18 protein-coding genes are annotated in these 17,182 nt (G+C 67.3%); 6 read left to right on the top strand and 12 right to left on the bottom strand.

Annotation, left to right across the window (positions count from 1 at the left end):
- Positions 1–20: 20 nt before the first annotated feature.
- Positions 21–3,368, bottom strand: a complete 3,348-nt coding sequence (locus tag NR101_RS05675; RefSeq protein WP_256777718.1) for a response regulator — start codon at positions 3,366–3,368, stop codon at positions 21–23.
- 520 nt (positions 3,369–3,888) lie between these two features.
- Between NR101_RS05675 and NR101_RS05670 the strand changes: the two genes are divergently transcribed.
- The 3 genes from NR101_RS05670 (at position 3,889) to NR101_RS05660 (ending at position 5,781) form a co-directional block, all read left to right on the top strand.
- Positions 3,889–4,416 carry a DUF6622 family protein gene (locus NR101_RS05670; protein WP_256775614.1) on the top strand — a complete coding sequence of 176 codons (528 nt, stop codon included), beginning with the start codon at positions 3,889–3,891 and terminating at the stop codon, positions 4,414–4,416.
- 243 nt (positions 4,417–4,659) lie between these two features.
- Positions 4,660–4,929 carry a hypothetical protein gene (locus NR101_RS05665; protein WP_256775613.1) on the top strand — a complete coding sequence of 90 codons (270 nt, stop codon included), beginning with the start codon at positions 4,660–4,662 and terminating at the stop codon, positions 4,927–4,929.
- A 171-nt stretch (positions 4,930–5,100) separates the two neighbouring features.
- The gene (locus NR101_RS05660; RefSeq protein WP_256775612.1) at positions 5,101–5,781 is read left to right on the top strand and encodes a hypothetical protein; all 681 of its coding nucleotides are present in this window, start codon (positions 5,101–5,103) and stop codon (positions 5,779–5,781) included.
- 104 nt (positions 5,782–5,885) lie between these two features.
- Here the strand turns inward: NR101_RS05660 and NR101_RS05655 are convergent, their stop codons facing one another.
- The 11 genes from NR101_RS05655 to ccmA all read right to left on the bottom strand — a co-directional run bounded on the left by NR101_RS05655 (position 5,886) and on the right by ccmA (position 14,520).
- Positions 5,886–6,488, bottom strand: a complete 603-nt coding sequence (locus NR101_RS05655) for a DUF1294 domain-containing protein (RefSeq protein WP_256775611.1) — start codon at positions 6,486–6,488, stop codon at positions 5,886–5,888.
- An 8-nt stretch (positions 6,489–6,496) separates the two neighbouring features.
- Entirely contained in the window at positions 6,497–7,609 is a 1,113-nt protein-coding gene (locus NR101_RS05650) for a homoserine O-acetyltransferase (protein WP_256775610.1), read from the bottom strand.
- Positions 7,610–7,676: 67 nt separating this feature from the next.
- Entirely contained in the window at positions 7,677–8,696 is a 1,020-nt protein-coding gene (locus tag NR101_RS05645) for a tetratricopeptide repeat protein (protein ID WP_256775642.1), read from the bottom strand.
- Positions 8,690–9,124 carry a cytochrome c-type biogenesis protein gene (locus NR101_RS05640; RefSeq protein WP_256775641.1) on the bottom strand — a complete coding sequence of 145 codons (435 nt, stop codon included), beginning with the start codon at positions 9,122–9,124 and terminating at the stop codon, positions 8,690–8,692. Before NR101_RS05640 ends, NR101_RS05645 begins: the two co-directional genes overlap by 7 nt.
- Positions 9,125–9,143: 19 nt before the next feature.
- Complete coding sequence (locus tag NR101_RS05635; protein ID WP_256775609.1) at positions 9,144–9,755, bottom strand: DsbE family thiol:disulfide interchange protein; 612 nt, start codon at positions 9,753–9,755, stop codon at positions 9,144–9,146.
- Positions 9,756–9,771: 16 nt separating this feature from the next.
- Positions 9,772–11,685: a heme lyase CcmF/NrfE family subunit gene (locus tag NR101_RS05630; RefSeq protein ID WP_256775608.1), complete on the bottom strand. Its 1,914-nt coding sequence runs from the start codon at positions 11,683–11,685 to the stop codon at positions 9,772–9,774.
- Positions 11,686–12,147, bottom strand: a complete 462-nt coding sequence (gene ccmE, locus NR101_RS05625; RefSeq protein ID WP_256775607.1) for a cytochrome c maturation protein CcmE — start codon at positions 12,145–12,147, stop codon at positions 11,686–11,688.
- Complete coding sequence (locus tag NR101_RS05620; RefSeq protein ID WP_256775606.1) at positions 12,144–12,329, bottom strand: heme exporter protein CcmD; 186 nt, start codon at positions 12,327–12,329, stop codon at positions 12,144–12,146. Before NR101_RS05620 ends, ccmE begins: the two co-directional genes overlap by 4 nt.
- Entirely contained in the window at positions 12,326–13,102 is a 777-nt protein-coding gene (gene ccmC / locus NR101_RS05615; protein WP_256775605.1) for a heme ABC transporter permease CcmC, read from the bottom strand. The genes NR101_RS05620 and ccmC overlap by 4 nt, the downstream gene beginning before the upstream one ends.
- Positions 13,103–13,198: 96 nt before the next feature.
- Positions 13,199–13,894 (bottom strand): heme exporter protein CcmB, encoded by a 696-nt coding sequence (ccmB, locus tag NR101_RS05610; RefSeq protein WP_256775604.1) that lies wholly within the window; start codon positions 13,892–13,894, stop codon positions 13,199–13,201.
- A complete protein-coding gene (gene ccmA / locus NR101_RS05605) occupies positions 13,891–14,520 on the bottom strand; it encodes a heme ABC exporter ATP-binding protein CcmA (RefSeq protein ID WP_256775603.1) in 630 nt (209 codons plus the stop codon). The genes ccmB and ccmA overlap by 4 nt, the downstream gene beginning before the upstream one ends.
- Positions 14,521–14,639: 119 nt before the next feature.
- Here ccmA and NR101_RS05600 point away from each other — a divergent pair, with 119 nt between their 5' ends.
- The 3 genes from NR101_RS05600 (at position 14,640) to NR101_RS05590 (ending at position 17,148) form a co-directional block, all read left to right on the top strand.
- Positions 14,640–15,788, top strand: coding sequence for a pyridoxal phosphate-dependent aminotransferase (locus NR101_RS05600; RefSeq protein WP_256775602.1), 1,149 nt, complete (start codon positions 14,640–14,642; stop codon positions 15,786–15,788).
- Entirely contained in the window at positions 15,788–16,621 is an 834-nt protein-coding gene (locus NR101_RS05595; protein WP_256775601.1) for an amidohydrolase, read from the top strand. Before NR101_RS05600 ends, NR101_RS05595 begins: the two co-directional genes overlap by 1 nt.
- 92 nt (positions 16,622–16,713) lie before the next feature.
- Positions 16,714–17,148, top strand: a complete 435-nt coding sequence (locus tag NR101_RS05590) for a hypothetical protein (protein WP_256775599.1) — start codon at positions 16,714–16,716, stop codon at positions 17,146–17,148.
- The last annotated feature ends 34 nt before the right edge of the window (positions 17,149–17,182 follow it).

The following is a 17,182-nucleotide window of genomic DNA, read 5'->3' as shown; positions in this document are numbered from 1 at the left end:
AGGAAAAACTCCCCCGCAGGTCAGGGCATCAGCCAGACCCGGATCAACGACACCAGCTTGTCCACGTCGAGCGGCTTGGCGACGTAGTCGTTGGCACCGGCCTGGATGCACTGCTGCTGATCGTCAGGCATCGCCTTGGCGGTGAGGGCGATGATCGGCAGCTTGGCGAAGCGGCCGTCCTGTCGGATCTCCCGCGTCGCGGTCAGGCCATCCTTGACCGGCATCATGATGTCCATCAGCACCAGGTCAATGGGTGCCGGGCCCGCGACCGCGGCGGTCAGGGTGTCGATGGCTTCCTGGCCGTTGCGTGCGATGGACACCTTGCAGCCATGTGGCTCAAGCACGTTCATCAGCGCGTAGATGTTGCGGACATCATCCTCGACGATGAGCACGCGGCGACCTTCCAGTGCCGTGTCCCGGTGTTGCGCCGTGCGGATCATGCCCTGCTTCGATTCGGGTAGATCGCTGACCACCTGGTGCAGGAACAGCGTGACTTCATCGAGCAGGCGTTCGGGTGAGCGCGCGCCCTTGATGATGATCGAACTGGAGTAGCGGCCCAGTCGCACCTCTTCGGCGGGCGACAATACCCTGCCCGTATAGACGATGATCGGCGGCAGCGCATGCGGGCTCTGCTCGCTGAGCATCTCGAGCAGCTCGAATCCCGATGCATCGGGGAGCGTCAGGTCCAGCACCATGCAGTCGAACGTATGCTGTGCCAGCGCCTGGATGCACTCGGCCGCCGAGCGCGCGCCGATCGTCTTTACGTCGGCCAGGCCCAGCAGCTCGCGTACCGCATCCAGCTGGACGGCGTCATCCTCGACCACCAGGACCAGACGCGGACGCTGCGACAGCCGGCGCTCCAGGGAGAGCAGCACGTCGGCCAGTTCCTCGCGGGTGGTCGGCTTGCCGAGATAGCCCACCGCACCGAGCGACAGCGCCTTGCGCGAATGATCCATCGCCGAAATCACGTGGATGGGAATATGCCGTGTGCGCATATCGTGTTTGAGTACGTCGAGCACCGACAGCCCCGATTGGTCGGGCAGGCCGACGTCCAGCACGATGGCGTGCGGAAGCTCCGCACGCGCGGCGGCCAGCGCCTCGCTCGCGGTGTGCGCTACCTGCGCGCGGAAGCCCATTTCACTGGCAAGGTCGCTGACAATCTGACTGAAGGCGAGGTCGTCCTCTACGATCAGGATCAGGCCCCGTCCGTTGTTGCTCACCGTTGCGCCTGCATCGCTTGGCGGGCGCGTGGGAAGCGGTGCGGGCCTGGCATCCTGATGCGGGGCAGGGCGGATGGCGGCGGACGTGGCGCGCGCGGGCGCCGCCGTCGGGCCTGCCAGCCGCGCCGCGACCACCAGCCGGAAACAGCTGCCGTTGCCGGGCTCGCTTTCCACGGTGATGTCGCCGCCAAGCAGTCGTGCGAGCTCCTGCGAAATGGACAGCCCCAGGCCCGTGCCGCCGTAGCGCCGGCTGATCGATCCGTCAGCTTGCTGGAAGGCCTCGAAGATGCGCGTCTGCTGCTCGGGCGCGATGCCGATGCCGCTGTCGGTCACCGAGAACGCCACCCGGCCGTCGGGCGCCGCCGCCGCCGATACGGTCACGCCACCGGTGTCGGTGAACTTCAACGCGTTCGACAGGAGGTTCTTGAGGATCTGCTCGATGCGCTGGCGATCGGATTCCACCACCTGTGGGCAGTCGGCCGTCATCGATACGTCCAGTGACAGGCCCTTTTCGCTGGCAACCGGGCCGAGCAGTGCGGCGATGTCCGCCAGCAGTTTCTCCACGCCAAAGCGCTCGGCATGCACCTCGATGTGCCCGGCTTCGATCTTGGACAGATCGAGGATCTCATTGATGAGGTTGAGCAGGTCGCTGCCGGACGCATGGATGGTCCGCGCGAACTTCACCTGTTCCGCGCTGAGGTTGCCGTCGCGGTTGTCGCCCAGCAGCTTGGAAAGAATGAGTGCGGAATTGAGCGGCGTGCGCAGCTCGTGGGACATGTTGGCCAGGAACTCGGACTTGTACTGGCTGGCGCGCTGCACCTTGTGCGATTCGGCCACGATGGCCGCGTTGGCGCGCGCGAGCTTGTCGCGCTCTTCTTCAAGCTGCTGCGACTGGTCGAACAACTGGTTGTTGGTCTGTTCCAGTTCGGCCTGCTGCTCCTCCAGCTCGTGCTGGGAGCCGCGCAGCGCACGGCTCTGTTCCTCCAGTTCCTCGTTGGAGACCCGCAGCTCCTCGCTCTGCACCTGCAGCGCCTCGGACTGTCGCTGCGTCTGCGCCAACAGCTCGGTCAGCTTGGCCCGGTAGGCCGCTGATCGCAGGGCGACCGCCATGTCCCCGGAGGCAAGCTCGAGCAGTTCGACGACGTCGGCGGGCACCGCACCGAAGAAACCCAGCTCGATCACGCCGCTCACCTCGCCCTCGTGGATGCTCGGGGCGATGACCAGGTGGCGAGGCTGGGCGTGACCCAGTCCCGAGCCGATCGTGAAGTAGCCCGGCGGCACATCCGACACGACAAGCGCGCGCTTCTCGTCCACCGCGCGGCCGAGCAGGCTTCCGGCGCCGCGCAGCCCGTCGGTGCCGTCCGGCGCTGAAGCGGTGCCCACCGCGCCGATCTGCCGGAAGCCGGCGGCCCCAGGCACGAACAACATGCCCGCCTCGGCGCCGGTGAAGCGCGCGAGGAAGCCCAGGCTGGCGCGTGCAAGTGCGCCGCTGTCCAGGTCGCCGCCGGTCGCCGTGGCCAGCTCAAGCCGGCCCCGCTGCAACCAGGCATCCCGTTCGCGTGCCCGCGAATGGCGGCGGAGCAGGACGGCGATGAAAATCGTCAGCACACTGCCCAGCACGGCACTGGCCGCGCCCGAGGTCAGCGCCGCGCTGTAAGCCGATTCCATCTCCGTCAGGCGCCGGGCGCGCTTTTCCAGTTCGATGGCGCCCATGGCGGCCAGGCGCGCGCGAATGTCGTCCATGGCCGCCTTGCCGCGATTGGAGCCGACCACAGCCAGGGCAGGTTCCAGCCCTTGCGTGCGGCGCAGCTCGATCGTTTCACGCAGTTCGTCCAGCTTGTCCTGGACCCGACGCCCTAGCAGCTTGAGTCGGTCCGCTTGCGCAGGGTCGTCCACAAAGGCCTTTTCCATGGCCTCCAGCCGCGTGCTGGCAACCGCCAGTGCCGTTCGATAGGGTTCGAGGTAGCTGTCGTCCCCGGTCAGCAGATAGCCGCGTTGGCCGGTTTCGGCGTCCTGTACCGCCGAGAGCACATCGCCCAGGGCGGTCATCGTCTCCTGGGAGCGGATCACCAGGGCGCTGCCCTCTCGAATGGTGCGGATGTTCTTGCCCGCGAGGAACCCGCTGCCGAGGAAGAAAAGCATGACCACCAGCAACGGCAGCAGTATGCGCAAGGCGGCGCCGGCCGGGGTGGCAACGCGGGGTTTGGGCGTGGAGGTCATGGGCTGGCAGGAAGGTGGATGCAACCGTTCAGTTTATCACGCTGCCGGACGGCGCAACCCGCTGACCGGCCACCCACAACCTGACGGTGGCTGGGGCAGAAACGTTGCGACATTTGTAAGGCCGCTGCGAAACACCGCAGGACCTCGACAAGGCTCGCGGGTGCAGCCCGGGAACTGATGGGCAGGCGTGGCATCGACGCAGTCATTCAACCCTGGCCCCCCGATCCTGGCGACCGCATCATCAAGGTGATCCCGGTTGGCGAGCAGGGCAACTGCCGCATGGCTGTGCACTGCCACCGCAGGCATGTCTGCAAGCCGTCGCGCCACCCAAAATGTACTTCCTGATGCCTGACACCTGTCACTTGTCCCGGGCTGGCGCAAAGCGAGAATGGACCTACTCCCGCACGGCGTTACATGGCCGGCACCCGCCCACTTCAAGGAACTTCCCGTGATCATGCTGCAGCAACTCATTTCGAATACCCCTGTGTGGGTCTGGGGGCTTCTGGTCTTTCTGATCACGCGCGGCGTCGCTGCGATGAAGCCCGCCGAAGCCTCGCTCACGAAGCTGGCCATCGTGCCGGCCCTCTTCACCGCTTGGGGCCTGTGGTCGATAAGTGGCCGTTTCGGCGGCGCCTGGGAAGCATGGGGCGAATGGCTGGTTGGCATCGGCGCGGGCGCAGTCCTGGGGTGGATGCTGCTGCGGCGGGCAACGCTCACCATGAACACCTCAACGGGGAAGTTGTGGCGCAGCGCGGACTACAGCCTGCTGCCGCTGCTGCTGGTCACGTTTGCGGTGAAGTACGGTTTCGAAGTCGCGCTTTCCGCGTCCCCTTCGCTGAGCGCCGATGGCATGTTCCGCGCCGCTTACCTGCTGCTGTCGGGTGGGTTCACCGGCATCTTCATTGGCAAATACTGGCGGTACCTGCGCGCAGCGGGCGTTGTCACGCCGCGCAGGAAGCTGGAAGCGGCGGGCTGAAGGCAAGACGGGCGTATGCGATGTGATGCCTGAGACGACCAGACGCGTCCTGCGTCTGGTCGTTCGCGCTGCCAGGCCCGGGGAACAGCGCGGGCTGAGCAAGCACGGCATGTCGGCCGCCGTGCCGGGGCCGTCCGTTCTTCACGCCCCCTCCACGTCTTCCAACTTCAGCTGAAGCCTTTTCATGGACGCAACAAAAAGGCCGCTATATTCCGGGTACCCCAGACGAAAGGAGGGTGTGCAATGTCCTTAACCCAGCAGCATCTGAAAATGGTTCGTACGCTCGGCATCGCGATTGTCGCCACCGTGGGACTTAGTTCCTGCGCCACCTACAAAAACGAATTTGCATCGATCAACTCCCGCCTCGATCAACTTGACACCAAGGTGCAGGGTGCGGCGCAGAGCGCCGAATCGGCGAACCAGTCCGCGCAGCAGGCCAACCAGCGTCTGGATCAAATTGAAGGCCGCGTCCAGCAGCTCGAACAGGCACCCCGTCGCAAGCCGCGCGGTTAATCGTTCTTTGGCACGCGGTCAGAAGCACAAGTTTTGAAGAGCATCTGAATCGGGACCCGGTGGCCGTTGCGGCCACCGGGCTCCTTTGATCACGACGTCTGCATTCCACGGAGTTGTCCCATCCATACGTACTTATCCCCTGCATTCCGGGCCGCCTGTGGCGCACTGGCCATGGCGCTCGCGTTGGCGACCGTCGGTGCGGCCAGCGCCGAGGATGCGGCCGCGCAGCCGGTAGCTGCCATTGATGAGCTTCCACAAGGCCAGGAAGTGTCCGACACCGTGATCGAACTGGCGGGCTGGGTTGTCGCCAGCAAGGACAGCCAGGGCTATCCGTTCGCGATCATGGACAAGGCTGCTGCGCAGATCCTCATATTCGGCGGTGATGGTCGGCTTCGCGGCGCAGCGCCTGCGCTGTTTGGCTCGGCCACCGGCGATCATTCGGCCCCCGGCGTCGCCGGCCTCGCGCTGCGCGAAATTCCAGGCCGCGATCGCACCACGCCCGCCGGTCGCTTCGTGGGTGGCTATGGTCCGTCCATCGACGCCGGGCGCGTGCTGTGGGTGGACTACGACTCCGCCGTTTCCATCCATCCCACGCCGCCTGGCACGCCGGCCGAAAAACGTGCCGAACGCCTTGCATCGCCTACGCCGGACGACAACCGCGTCACCCACGGCTGCATCAACGTGTCGTCGGAGTTCTACGAGCGCATCGTCCGGTCCACGTTTGAACGCGGCGGGGTGTTCTACGTGTTGCCGGACAAGGCGTCGCTGGCGGAGACGTTCCCGGAGTTCGCGAAAAGTCGCGCGACCGCGCAGCGCGAAGAAGGTAAGCGCGAACGCTCTGCAGGGAAGTAAAGGACGCTGGGCCTGGCCCAATCCATGGGCCTCCCTGCAGTGAGGGAACCGCCGGGTGCATTGATTGGTGCCCCATTGCTGCGCTAGCCACGCATGGCGTGGCTCTACCCGGCGATGTCGCGGATCAGCCATGTCAGCGCGATCAGGTTGATCACGACCGCCACCCAGAACACCCCTTGGAACGATGTCTTGCGATTCTTGTGGCGCAGCACCGACTGCGCGAACAAGGCGCCGGGCCAGCCGCCGAACAAGGCAAGCAGTTGCAGGGTTTTCTCAGGGGTGCGCTGCCGGTCGTTACGCGCAGCGCTTTTGTCGTGCCAGTAGAACAAATAGGTCACGCCGCTGACGCCCAGATACGTGGCGGGCAGCCACATGGGCCAGTGCATCCACGCCGAGAGCCCAGCCACGCCAGCGAGGAACAGCAGTGCGACGGTTTTGCGAGGGAAGATATCGCGACCCTTCCGCTCGGCGGCAGGGGTACCGCGCGTTCCGCCACGCTGCAGCGCAAAGCGCACCTGTGTGGCATTGCGGCGCCCCTGGGCATCGCGCTGAACCTCGTAGGTAATGACGTCGCCAAGCGCTGGGCGTCGATCGCGCGCCGCAAATGCGCGGATATGCACGAAGCAACGCTCACCTCCACCATTGGGCTGCACGAAGCCGAACCCGCGTGCGTCGTCCCACTCGCTTAGCTTTCCCTGCAGTCGCATGTCTGTCCTTAGAGCGCGGAAAGGAACTCGCCCACCGCCGGCCCGAAGCGCGCGAAATCCACCAGGAACGCATCGTGCCCCTGCGGTGAATCCAGCCCGATGAAGCGTGCGTCGGCGCCACCGGCGCGCAGGCCGTCGGCAATCTGTTGCTGCTGCTGCACCGGGAACAGGATGTCGGTGTTCGCCCCGATCGCCAGCGCCTTGTCGACCTGGATCTTCGCCAGTCCGGCGAGCACGTCGCCGTCGGCGTACTCGGCCAGGTCGAACCAGTCCATCGAGCGGCTCAGGTAGAGGTAGCAGTTGGGGTCGAAGAAGCGCACGAAGCGGCGCGCATGGCCTTCCAGGTAGCTTTCCACTTGGAATTCCAGGCCGAACGGGTCATCGTCGGCCTGGTCCGAATCCAGCCGCACGCGGCCGAAGCGACCGTCCCATTCCAGCGCGGAGCGGTAGGTGATCACGCCCAGCTTGCGCGCCATGCGCATGCCCGATTCCGGGTAGCTGTCGTCGCTGTAACGGCCGAGATCCCACTTGGGGTCCAGCCGGATCGCCTCACGCTGCAGCGAGCGGATCGCGATCGAGAACGGCAGCGCCTGCGCACTGCCGGAAATGTTGATGTGGCTGCGCGCGATGCCCGGGTGCAGCAGCAACACGGCCAGCGCGGTCATGCCGCCCATCGAGTTGCCGATCACGCAGGCCAGCTGGGCGATGCCCAACGCACGCACCACCTCGACCGCAGCACGCGCGCCGTCTTCGATCGACAGTTCAGGGAACTGCAGGCGGTACAGCGCGCCGGTGGCCGGGTCGATGCTGGCCGGTCCCGTGGAGCCCTTGCAGCTGCCCAGCGAGTTCACGCAGACCACGAACCAGCGCTCGGTATCGATCGCCTTGCCCGGGCCGAGCATGCCTTCCCACCAGCCGGCGGCCGGGTTGTCGGCGTTGGCGGCGGCGTGCGCATCCGGCGACAGGCCGGTGACGATCAGGATCGCGTTGCTCGCCTTGGCGTCCAGCGTGCCCCAGGTTTCATAGGCCACGTGCGCGTCCAGCAGTTGACCGCCGCGCTTGAACGGGAAGGGCGAGGGCAGGGCGTGGTAGCGCGTGCCGGGCGGGATGAATTCAGTCATGCGCGCATTTTAGCCGGGTCCGGACGGTACGCCGTGTCAGTGGCGGCACGCTGCATCGCGGCGGCAGTCACGGCGTGCCGATCACCAGCGGCACCGGGCCCTCATGCGGCAGGCGCACGCGGACCAGCGGCGAGTCGATGTCGCCTTGCTGGCGGTTGGCCTGTCCGGAGGCGGACACGCGCGCGAAAACCTCCACCTCCTGCAGCGCGGACAAGGGCTGGGTCGGCATCGGGCTGTCCGCATCGTCCAGCGTCACCCGCAGCGGCAGGTCGCCGAGCGCGTGTTTTTCCACCGCCACCGGCATCGGCGGGCCGCCGGGCACGCGGGCGATCACGAACACGCTGGCGTCGTCGGGCAGCGTTGCGCGTGCGGCAAACGTGGGGTCCAGTGCGACGGTGACGATCAGTCCCTGGCGGGTCGATGCGGCCGCCACGGGTGCGGTTGCACCCGCAGGAACACCGGCCTTCGCGCGGGCGATCGCGATCTGCTCGCGCAGGGCCGTTGCAGCGGGCGGATCCAGTCGCGGCAGCAAGGCTTCCCACGTGGCCGCAGCCTCGGCGTCCTGCCCGCGCTGGCGCAGGGCGATGCCGATCAGCCAGCCGGCGCGGTCGCTGTCCGGGGCAATCTGTTGTGCATGGCGCAGCCACTGCAGCGCGGTGTCGTCGAACTGCTTGCCCGGATTGGCCTGGGCGCGGGCCTGTGCGGCTTCGACCAGTACGGCGGGCTCATCCGGCGCCAGCTGCAGTGCCCGCGCATAGGCGGCGTTGGCCTCGGCCGGCTTGCCCAGCGCCAGTTGCGAGCGGCCGAGCAGGGCCCAGCCATCGGCGCGCTGTGGATCGCGCGCGAGCGCCTGCTGCAGCTCCGCCACGCCATCACGCAGCGTGGTCGGCTCGCGCGCGTCGGCAATCTGCACGGCGGCCTGCGGGGTGCCCACCAGCAGATACAGCGCGCCTGCTGCGGCGCCGATGGCCAGCACCATGGCGATGAACGGCGCGCGTCGTCCTGCACTGCGCAGCGGCCACAGCACCCGCGCCGCGACGAGGGCGGCGGCCAACGCCGCCAGGATCGGCAGGACGGCGCTCACCAGCCTTCCCCCCGGTCATCCAGCGGCTGGATCTGCCGGCTGCGCCGACGCACCACCCACACCATCACGCCGGCACCGCCGAGCAGGAAGATCGCCGGGCCAAACCACAGCAGGCCGTTGCGCGCATCCATCGGCGGCCGGTACAGCACGAACTCGCCGTAACGGTCGACCAGGAACTGCTTGATCTGCGCGTCGTCGCGGCCCTGCTGCATCAGCGCGAGCACTTCACGGCGCAGGTCGTGGGCGATCTGCGCATTGGAATCGGCCAGTGACTGGTTCTGGCATTGCACGCAGCGCAGTTCCGCGGCCAGCGCATGGAAGCGCGCCTCTTCGGCGGCATCGCGATAGTGCAACGGGGTCGGGTCGGAGACCGCCTGGGCCAGCGCCACCAGCGGCATCAGCAGCGCCGTGGCCAACAGCGCGCCGCGCAGCAGGCGGCCGCAGCGCAGGTTACGGCGCGGCCGGCAGGCGGTTCTGGGCATTGGCATTGGCGCGTTCCACCTTGGCCAGTTCGGGAATGAGCTGGGTGTCGATGACGCGCTGGCTGAGCGCGCCGCTGTACTTCCAGCGCACCACGCCGCTGGCATCGACGAGGAAGGTCTCAGGCGCTGCGGTCACGCCCCAGTCGATGGCGGTGCGGCCTTCGAGGTCGGTCAGCACCAGGACGAACGGATTGCCCAGCTGCTCCAGCCAGCGCAGCGCGTCGGCCGGTTCGTCCTTCCAGTTGTAGCCGATCACCCGCACCCGCTTGGTCTCGGCGAAACGGGTCAGGATGGGATGTTCTTCGCGGCAGGCCGCGCACCAGCTGCCCCACACGTTGAGTACGTACGGCGCGCCGCGCAGTTCGGTGCTGCTGACCTTGATGGTCGGGTCGTGCAGCACCGGCAGGATGAAGGCCGGGGCCGGTTTGCCGATCAGTGCCGAGGGCAGCACATCGCGATCGGGCGCGCCGGACTTCATCACCCCGTACACCATCAGCCCGAGCAGCCCGAAGAAGAACAGTACGCCGATGACGATGGCCACGGGCGGCAGGGGACGGGAGGCGGGGCGCGGATCGGACACGGGGAAACTCCAATACTCAGGGACGACGGAAACGGCGGTCGGCGGCGGTGACGAAGCCGCCCAGTGCCATCAGCAATGCGCCCAGCCAGATCCAGCGGACGAAGGGTTTGACGTGCACGCGCACCGCCCATGCATTGTTGCCCAGCGGCTCGCCCAGCGCCACGTAGATATCGCCGTTGAGGCGGGCGTGGATGCCGGCCTCGGTCATCATCTGCCCGCCACTGGCGTAGGCGCGCTTTTCCGGGTGCAGCAAGGCAATCTCGCGATCGCCCTGCATGACCCGCACATGGCCACGGTCGGCGCTGTAGTTGGGGCCCTGCTGGTGGTCCACGCCTTCAAAGCGCAACTCGTAGCCACTGACCTGCAGCGACTGCCCCGGCGACAAGGCGACCTCGCGCTGCACGTTCAGCGCTTCCACCAGCAACGCACCGGCCAGGAACACCGCCACGCCGCCGTGGGCCAGCAGCATGCCCACCATCTCGGCGTTGAAGCGCCCGTTGCCGCGCAGGCGCGTCCACACGAAGCGCGCGGTGCCCAAGGCCACCCACGCCGCGGCGGTGACCCCGGCGGCGGTCTTGAGCGCGCCCTGCGGCGCCATGAAGTAGGCGATGACGCCCAGCAGCAGCGCCAGCGCCGCCCACGGTGCCAGCATGGACAGCGTGCGCGAGGCCTGGTCGCGTTGCCAGTTCACCAGCGGGCCGAACGGCAGCAGTGCCACCAGCGGTGCCATCAGCAGCAGGAACAGCGTGCCGAAGTAGGGGGGGCCCACCGACACCTTGCCCAGCCCCAGCGCATCGGCCAGCAGGGGGTACAGCGTACCCAGCAGCACCATCGCGCAGGCGGCGGCGAGCAGCAGGTTGTTGGCCAGCAGCAGGGTTTCGCGCGAGGTCGGCATGAAACCGCGCCGCGGGTCATCGTTGCCCAGCGCGCCGGCACGCAGCGCGTACAGCAGCAGCGCGCCGCCGATCACCAACGCGAGGAAGATCAGGATGAAGGTACCGCGCGAGGGATCGGCGGCGAACGAATGCACGCTGGTCAGCACGCCCGAGCGCACCAGGAAGGTGCCCAGCAGCGACAGCGCGAACGCGGCGATGGCCAGCAGCAGCGTCCAGCTGGCAAAGCTGCCGCGCTTTTCGGTGACCGCCTGGGAGTGGATCAGCGCCGCGCCCGCCAGCCACGGCATGAAGCTGGCGTTCTCCACCGGGTCCCAGAACCACCAGCCACCCCAGCCCAGCTCGTAGTAGGCCCACCAGCTGCCGAGCGCAATGCCCAGGGTGAGAAAGCCCCAGGCCACATTGGTCCAGGGCCGGGTCCAGCGTAGCCAGCGTGCATCCACGCGCCCTTCGAGCAGCGCGGCGATGGCGAAGGCGAACGGCACCGCAAAGCCGACGTAACCCAGGTACAGCATTGGCGGGTGGATGATCAGTCCCGGATCCTGCAACAGCGGGTTGAGGTCGTGGCCTTCCAGCGGCGCCGGCAGCAGCCGCGCGAACGGGTTGGAGGTGAAGATAAGGAAGGCCAGGAAGCCCACGCCGATGATGCCGAGCACGCCCAGCACCCGCGCCAGCACCACCATCGGCAGTTGCCGCGACCAGCGCGCCACCGCACCGTTCCACAGCGCCAGCACCAGCGCCCAGAGCAGCAGCGAGCCCTCATGTGCGCCCCATACTGCTGAATAACGGTAGGCCAGCGGCAAGAGCGAATTGGAGTTTTCGGCGACGTAGCGCACCGAGAAATCCTGGGTGACGAAGGCCGCGGTGAGCACACAAAAGGCCCCGAGCAGCAGCACCAGCTGCGCGTAGGCGGCCGGCCGGGCTACCGCCATCCACGCCGGATAACCGCGCTGCGCCCCCCACAAAGGCAGCACCGCCTGCAGCACCGCCATCAGCAGCGCCGCCACTAGCAGGATCTGCCCCAGCTCGGGCAGCACTCAGCGCACCTCGGGTGCGGTCACGGGCACGTCGTGCTTGGTGTGCGCCTGGCCCATCTTGTCGGCCACTTCCTTGGGGATGTAATTCTCGTCGTGCTTGGCCAGCACTTCATCGGCAATGAAGCGGCCGTCCTGCAACCGGCCCATGGCAACCACGGCGGTGCCCTCGCGGAACATGTCCGGCAGGATCCGCGAAGTGCTCACCGGCAGGGTTGCATCGCCATCGGTGACCACGAACTGCGCTTCCAGCGAACCGCTGGCGCGCTGGAAGGAACCCTTCACCACCATCCCGCCGAGGCGGAACCGCGACTGCGGATCGACATCGCCGCGCAGCACCTCGGCCGGCGTGTACAGGTAGGCGATATTGCGTTGCAGGGCGAAGGCGACCAGCGTGGTGGCCAGCCCCGAGGCAAGCAGCAACAGCAGCACCCAGATCATGCGGCGGCGCTGTACCGGCGTCATCGGCTCAACTCCGTGGCGGGCATGGCGCTGCTCGGCGGTTTGGCGCGCGCCTGCAGCCGCTGCTGGCGATGCCGGGCCTGCCAGCGTGCCAGGCGCAGGCGCAGCCACGAACCGAACGCATCGCAACACAGCACCAGCCCGAACACCGCAAAGGCGGCAGTGATGAAGGGCAGGTGGGTCATTGCGGCAGCTCCCGGGCAACGGCGGTGTCACCGCTGCCGATACGCTCGCCAACCCACGCCTTGCCCGCCTCGCGCAGCAGGTTGTCGGCACGAGCTTTGGCCAGCAGCGAACCGGCGAACCACAGCTTGGTGCCCACCACCATCCACCACAGCGGCGCGATCAGTTCCGGGCGGACCGCGTTGTCGCCGAACACATTGATCGACTGGCGCTGGTGCAGCCCGCCCCACCAGTCCACCGAATAGCGGATGACCGGCAGCAGGGCGACCCCGACGATGGCCAGCAGGCCGGCCGCGCGCGCGGCGCTGCGCCGATCCTCGATGGCGTAATACAGGCCGATCACGCCCAAGTACAGGAACAGCAGGATCAGTTCGCTGGTCATGCGTGGGTCCCAATCCCACCAGGTGCCCCAGGTGCTTTTGCCCCAGATGCTGCCGGTGAGCAGGGTGATCAGGGTGAAGCCGGCGCCCATCGGCGCGCAGGCCATCGCCAGGATCTCGCAGATCTTGATCCGCCAGACCAGCGCGATGGCCGCGTACAGCGCCATCAGCGCGAACACGAACAGGCTCATCCACGCGCTGGGCACATGGATGTAGATGATGCGGAAGGCGTCGCCCTGGCTCTGCTCCGGTGGCACCACGAACAGGCCCTGCCAGATCCCGATCAGCAGCACCGGCACCGCCGCCACGCAGAACACGCGCGACCAGCGCGCGGCAAAGCGGTCGAAGGTGGGCGGCGAAGCGGTTTGGTGGAACCAGCGGACAATCGGATGCATACGGCGGTGGTTATCCAACGAAGGGCGACGATTCAACGGACATGGAGCGGCTTGTTGAACGATGACGCTGGAAACGATGGTGCAGTGGACGATGGCTCAATGCAGTGAAATCCGGATCGCCGCCGCAGTGGCCAGCGGCGCGAGCACCAGTGCCACCACCAGCCCGGCGCCGAGCAACAGCAGCGCACCGACCGGATCCTGCCCGCGTGCCGCTGCCGCCACGCTGCCTGCGCCGAACACCAGCACCGGCACGTACAGCGGCAACGCCAGCAACGCCACGAGAATACCAGAGCGCCGGATGCCCACGGTCAGTGCGGCAACCACGCCACCAATCAGGCTCAACAATGGCGTTCCCAGCAGCAACGATGCCAGCAGGATGGGCAGTTGGTCATGTGGCAGATGCAGCATTTCGGCCAGCAGCGGCGCCATGATGATCAGCGGCAGGGCGGTGGTCGCCCAGTGCAGCAGCACCCGCACCAGCACCAGCCAGGCCAGCGGCACCGGGGCCAGCAGCCATTGCTCGAGCGAGCCGTCCTCGGCGTCGCTGCGGAACAGCGAATCCAGCGACAACTGGCCAGCCAGCAGCACCGCCAGCCATAGCACGGCGGTGGCCACCTGGCCCAGCAACTGCGGCTCGCGGCCCAGGGCCAGCGCGAACAGCACCACCACCAGCACCGCGAACATCAACGGCTGCAACGCATCGCCGCGGCGGCGCCACAGCAGCTTGAGATCGCGTCGGACCAGCGCCCGCGCGGTCTGCCAGAGGCCGGGTTCAGTGCCGGGTGCGATCATGCCGCCGCTCCCAGGCTGAGCAGGCGGGTCTGCACGGGCGGGGCGGCATACGCGCCGTGGGTGGTGACCAGGGCCGCGCCACCGCTGCGCAGGTGTGCGGAAATCATCCGGTTCACCAGGTTGATGCCGTCCAGGTCCAGGTTGGCGTAGGGTTCGTCGAGCAGCCACAGCGGTGCCGGCGACAGCCATATCCGTGCCAGCGCCAGGCGCCGCTTCTGCCCGGCCGACAGCTGGCGCACCAGGGTGTCCTCGTAGCCGGCCAGGCCGACGATGGCCAGCGCGTTGCCCGGCATCTGGCGCGAGCGCCGGCCGTGCAGACCGCACAGGAAATGCAGGTTTTCCAGGGCGTCCAGATCGGCCTTCAGCGCCGGCAGGTGGCTCAGGTAGGCCACGAACTGCGACCGTTCCTTGTGCCCGGCCGGGCGCCCGTCGATCTGCACCTGCCCGGTATCGGCGCGCAGCAGCCCGGCCAGCACCCGCAGCAGGGTGGTCTTGCCGGCACCGTTGTCGCCCTGTACCAGGAGCGCTTCACCGGCATCGATGTGGAAATCGAGCGGGCCGAAGACCGGCTCATCGTTGCGACTGAAGCCAAGGCCTTGGGCGGCCAGCAACGCAGGAGCGTTCAAGGGGCGGGATCTTTGCACCGGAAAGGGCGGACAGTGTAATGGGCGCAGGGGGGCACCCACCAACGGTGGGGACCTACCGTCTACACTGACGCTTCGTCATCTCTTCTTCGATCCTGCCGATGCAACCGCAAACCAAGCTGCCCAAGGTGGGCACCACCATCTTCACCGTGATGTCCCAGCTGGCCGCCGAGCATGGCGCCGTGAACCTGGGCCAGGGGTTTCCGGATTTCTCCGCACCGCAGCGGCTGCTCGATGAAACCATCAAGGCGATGCAGGCAGGGCTGAACCAGTACCCGCCGATGACCGGGGTGGCACCGCTGCGCCAGGCCATCGCGCAGAAGTCGCAGGACCTGTACGGCGCGCAGGTGGATGCGGACACCGAGGTCACTGTGACCAGTGGCGCCACCGAGGCGATCTTCAACGCCATCCACGCCGTGGTGCGCCCCGGCGAGGAAGTGATCGTGCTCGACCCGGCCTACGACTGCTACGAGCCGGCCATCGACTTGGCCGGCGCGCGTGCGGTGCATGTGCCGCTGGACCCGCAGACCTTCGCCGTGGACTGGGACCGCGTGCGCGCGGCGATCACCCCGCGCACCCGTCTGCTGATGGTCAACAGCCCGCACAATCCGTCCGGGGCGATGCTGACCGCCGATGACATGCAGGCGCTGACCGACGTGCTGCGCGGCACCGGTATCTACCTGATTTCCGACGAAGTCTACGAACACATCATCTACGACGGCCGCCGCCACGAATCGGCACTGCGCTACCCGGAACTGCGCGAGCGCGCGTTCGTGATCTCCAGCTTTGGCAAGACCTATCACTGCACCGGCTGGAAGATCGGCTACGCGATCGCACCGCCGGCGATGAGCGCCGAGTTCCGCAAGGTGCACCAGTACAACACCTTCACCAGCTTCGGCCCGGCCCAGTACGGCTTCGCCGCGATGATCCGTGACGAGCCCGAACATCACCTGGAGCTGGGCGCGTTCTACCAGGCCAAGCGCGACCGTTTCCGCGAGCAGCTGCTGACCACCCGACTGACCCCGCTGCCGGTGCCGGGCGGTTACTTCCAGCTGGTGGATTATTCGGCGATCAGCGATCTGCCCGACCATGAATTCGTGAAGTGGCTGACCATTGAAAAGGGCGTGGCCGCCATTCCGTTGTCGCCGTTTTACGAGACCGCGCCGCAGGGCCAGCGCCTGGTCCGTCTCTGCTTTGCCAAGAACGACGCCACCCTGGACGCGGCGATCGCACGCCTGCAGGTGCTGTGATGGGCGCGGCCATCGAACGCGGCGACCTGCGCATCTCCCTGGTCCAGGGCGACACCCGCTGGCACGATCCGGCCGGCAACCGTGATCATTACGGCGCGCTGCTGGCGCCGCTGGCCGGACAGACCGACCTGGTGATCCTGCCGGAAACCTTCACCAGCGGTTTCTCCAACGAGGCCATCGACAAGGCCGAAAACATGGACGGGCCGACCGTGGCCTGGATCCGCGAGCAGGCGGCATTGCTGGGCGCGGCGGTCACCGGCAGCGTGCAGCTGCGCGTGGGGCAGGGCGTCTACAACCGGCTGCTGTGGGCCACCCCGGACGGAGAGGTGCAGCATTACGACAAGCGCCACCTGTTCCGTTACGGCAACGAGCACCTGCGCTATGCCGCCGGCAGCGAGCGCCTGAGCGTGGAATGGAAGGGCTGGCGGATCAACCCGCAGGTCTGCTACGACCTGCGTTTCCCGGTGTTCTGCCGCAACCGCTTCGACGTGGAGCGTCCGGGCGAGCTGGATTTCGACCTGCAGATCTTCGTCGCCAACTGGCCCTCGGCCCGCGCGTATCCGTGGCGCACGCTGCTGCGCGCCCGTGCGATCGAGAACCTCTGCTATGTCGCCGCGGTCAACCGGGTCGGCGTGGACGGCAACGCGCTGCATTACGCCGGCGACAGCGCGGTGATCGATTTCCTCGGCCAGCCGCAGGTGGAAGTGCGCGAGGTGGAGCAGGTGGTCACCACCACCATTTCGGCCGCCGCACTGGCCGCGCACCGCGCCCGCTTCCCGGCGATGCTCGATGCCGACGCGTTTACCCTGGATGGTCCGGTCGACGCTGGCTGAACGGTCGCCTGATGGCGGCGTGTGGCCTCATCCGGGCCATACGCGGCCGCTGCTAGATTCGCCTCGTCACCCACTGAGTACGAGCGGATCGCATGAAGAAGTTCTCCCTGGCATTGATCGCACTGGCGGGTATCTCCGCGGTTCCGGCGGCACAGGCCGCCGGCAACATCGACTGCGAACTGCACTACAACCTGGCCGGCTGGTCGGTGCTGTACAAGACCGCCTCCGGTACCGGCACCATCAGCTGCGACAACGGCGCGCGCATCCCGGTGAAGATCACCGTCAAGGGTGGCGGGCTGACCGTGGGCAAGTCGAAGATCGTCGACGGCAAGGGCAAATTCTCCGGCGCGTATTCGCTGGATGACCTGATCGGTTCCTATGCGTCGGTGGAAGCGCATGCCGGCGCGGACAAATCCAGCAACGCGCAGGTGATGACCAAGGGCGACGTGTCGCTGGCATTGGCCGGTACCGGCAAGGGCTGGGACCTGGGCGTGGGCCTGGGCAAGTTCACGATCGAGCGCCGTTGACGGTAGAGCCACCCATGGGGTGGCTCTACCGGTT

Origin of the sequence: Stenotrophomonas sp. Ste86, from assembly GCF_024519465.1 — a bacterium.
Classification (GTDB): Bacteria; Pseudomonadota; Gammaproteobacteria; order Xanthomonadales; family Xanthomonadaceae; genus Stenotrophomonas.
This window is presented reverse-complemented; position numbering and strand designations above follow the sequence as displayed.

Bases quoted from the DNA above. Each gene is read 5' to 3' on its own strand.
- NR101_RS05595 (WP_256775601.1), top strand. From the start codon at position 15,788: ATGGGCGCGGCCATCGAACGCGGCGACCTGCGCATCTCCCTGGTCCAG.
- ccmC (WP_256775605.1), bottom strand. From the start codon at position 13,102: ATGCATCCGATTGTCCGCTGGTTCCACCAAACCGCTTCGCCGCCCACC.
- ccmE (WP_256775607.1), bottom strand. From the start codon at position 12,147: ATGACGCCGGTACAGCGCCGCCGCATGATCTGGGTGCTGCTGTTGCTG.
- NR101_RS05620 (WP_256775606.1), bottom strand. From the start codon at position 12,329: ATGACCCACCTGCCCTTCATCACTGCCGCCTTTGCGGTGTTCGGGCTG.
- ccmB (WP_256775604.1), bottom strand. From the start codon at position 13,894: ATGATCGCACCCGGCACTGAACCCGGCCTCTGGCAGACCGCGCGGGCG.
- NR101_RS05655 (WP_256775611.1), bottom strand. From the start codon at position 6,488: ATGCGACTGCAGGGAAAGCTAAGCGAGTGGGACGACGCACGCGGGTTC.
- NR101_RS05590 (WP_256775599.1), top strand. From the start codon at position 16,714: ATGAAGAAGTTCTCCCTGGCATTGATCGCACTGGCGGGTATCTCCGCG.
- NR101_RS05660 (WP_256775612.1), top strand. From the start codon at position 5,101: ATGGCGCTCGCGTTGGCGACCGTCGGTGCGGCCAGCGCCGAGGATGCG.
- NR101_RS05600 (WP_256775602.1), top strand. From the start codon at position 14,640: ATGCAACCGCAAACCAAGCTGCCCAAGGTGGGCACCACCATCTTCACC.
- NR101_RS05665 (WP_256775613.1), top strand. From the start codon at position 4,660: ATGTCCTTAACCCAGCAGCATCTGAAAATGGTTCGTACGCTCGGCATC.
- NR101_RS05650 (WP_256775610.1), bottom strand. From the start codon at position 7,609: ATGACTGAATTCATCCCGCCCGGCACGCGCTACCACGCCCTGCCCTCG.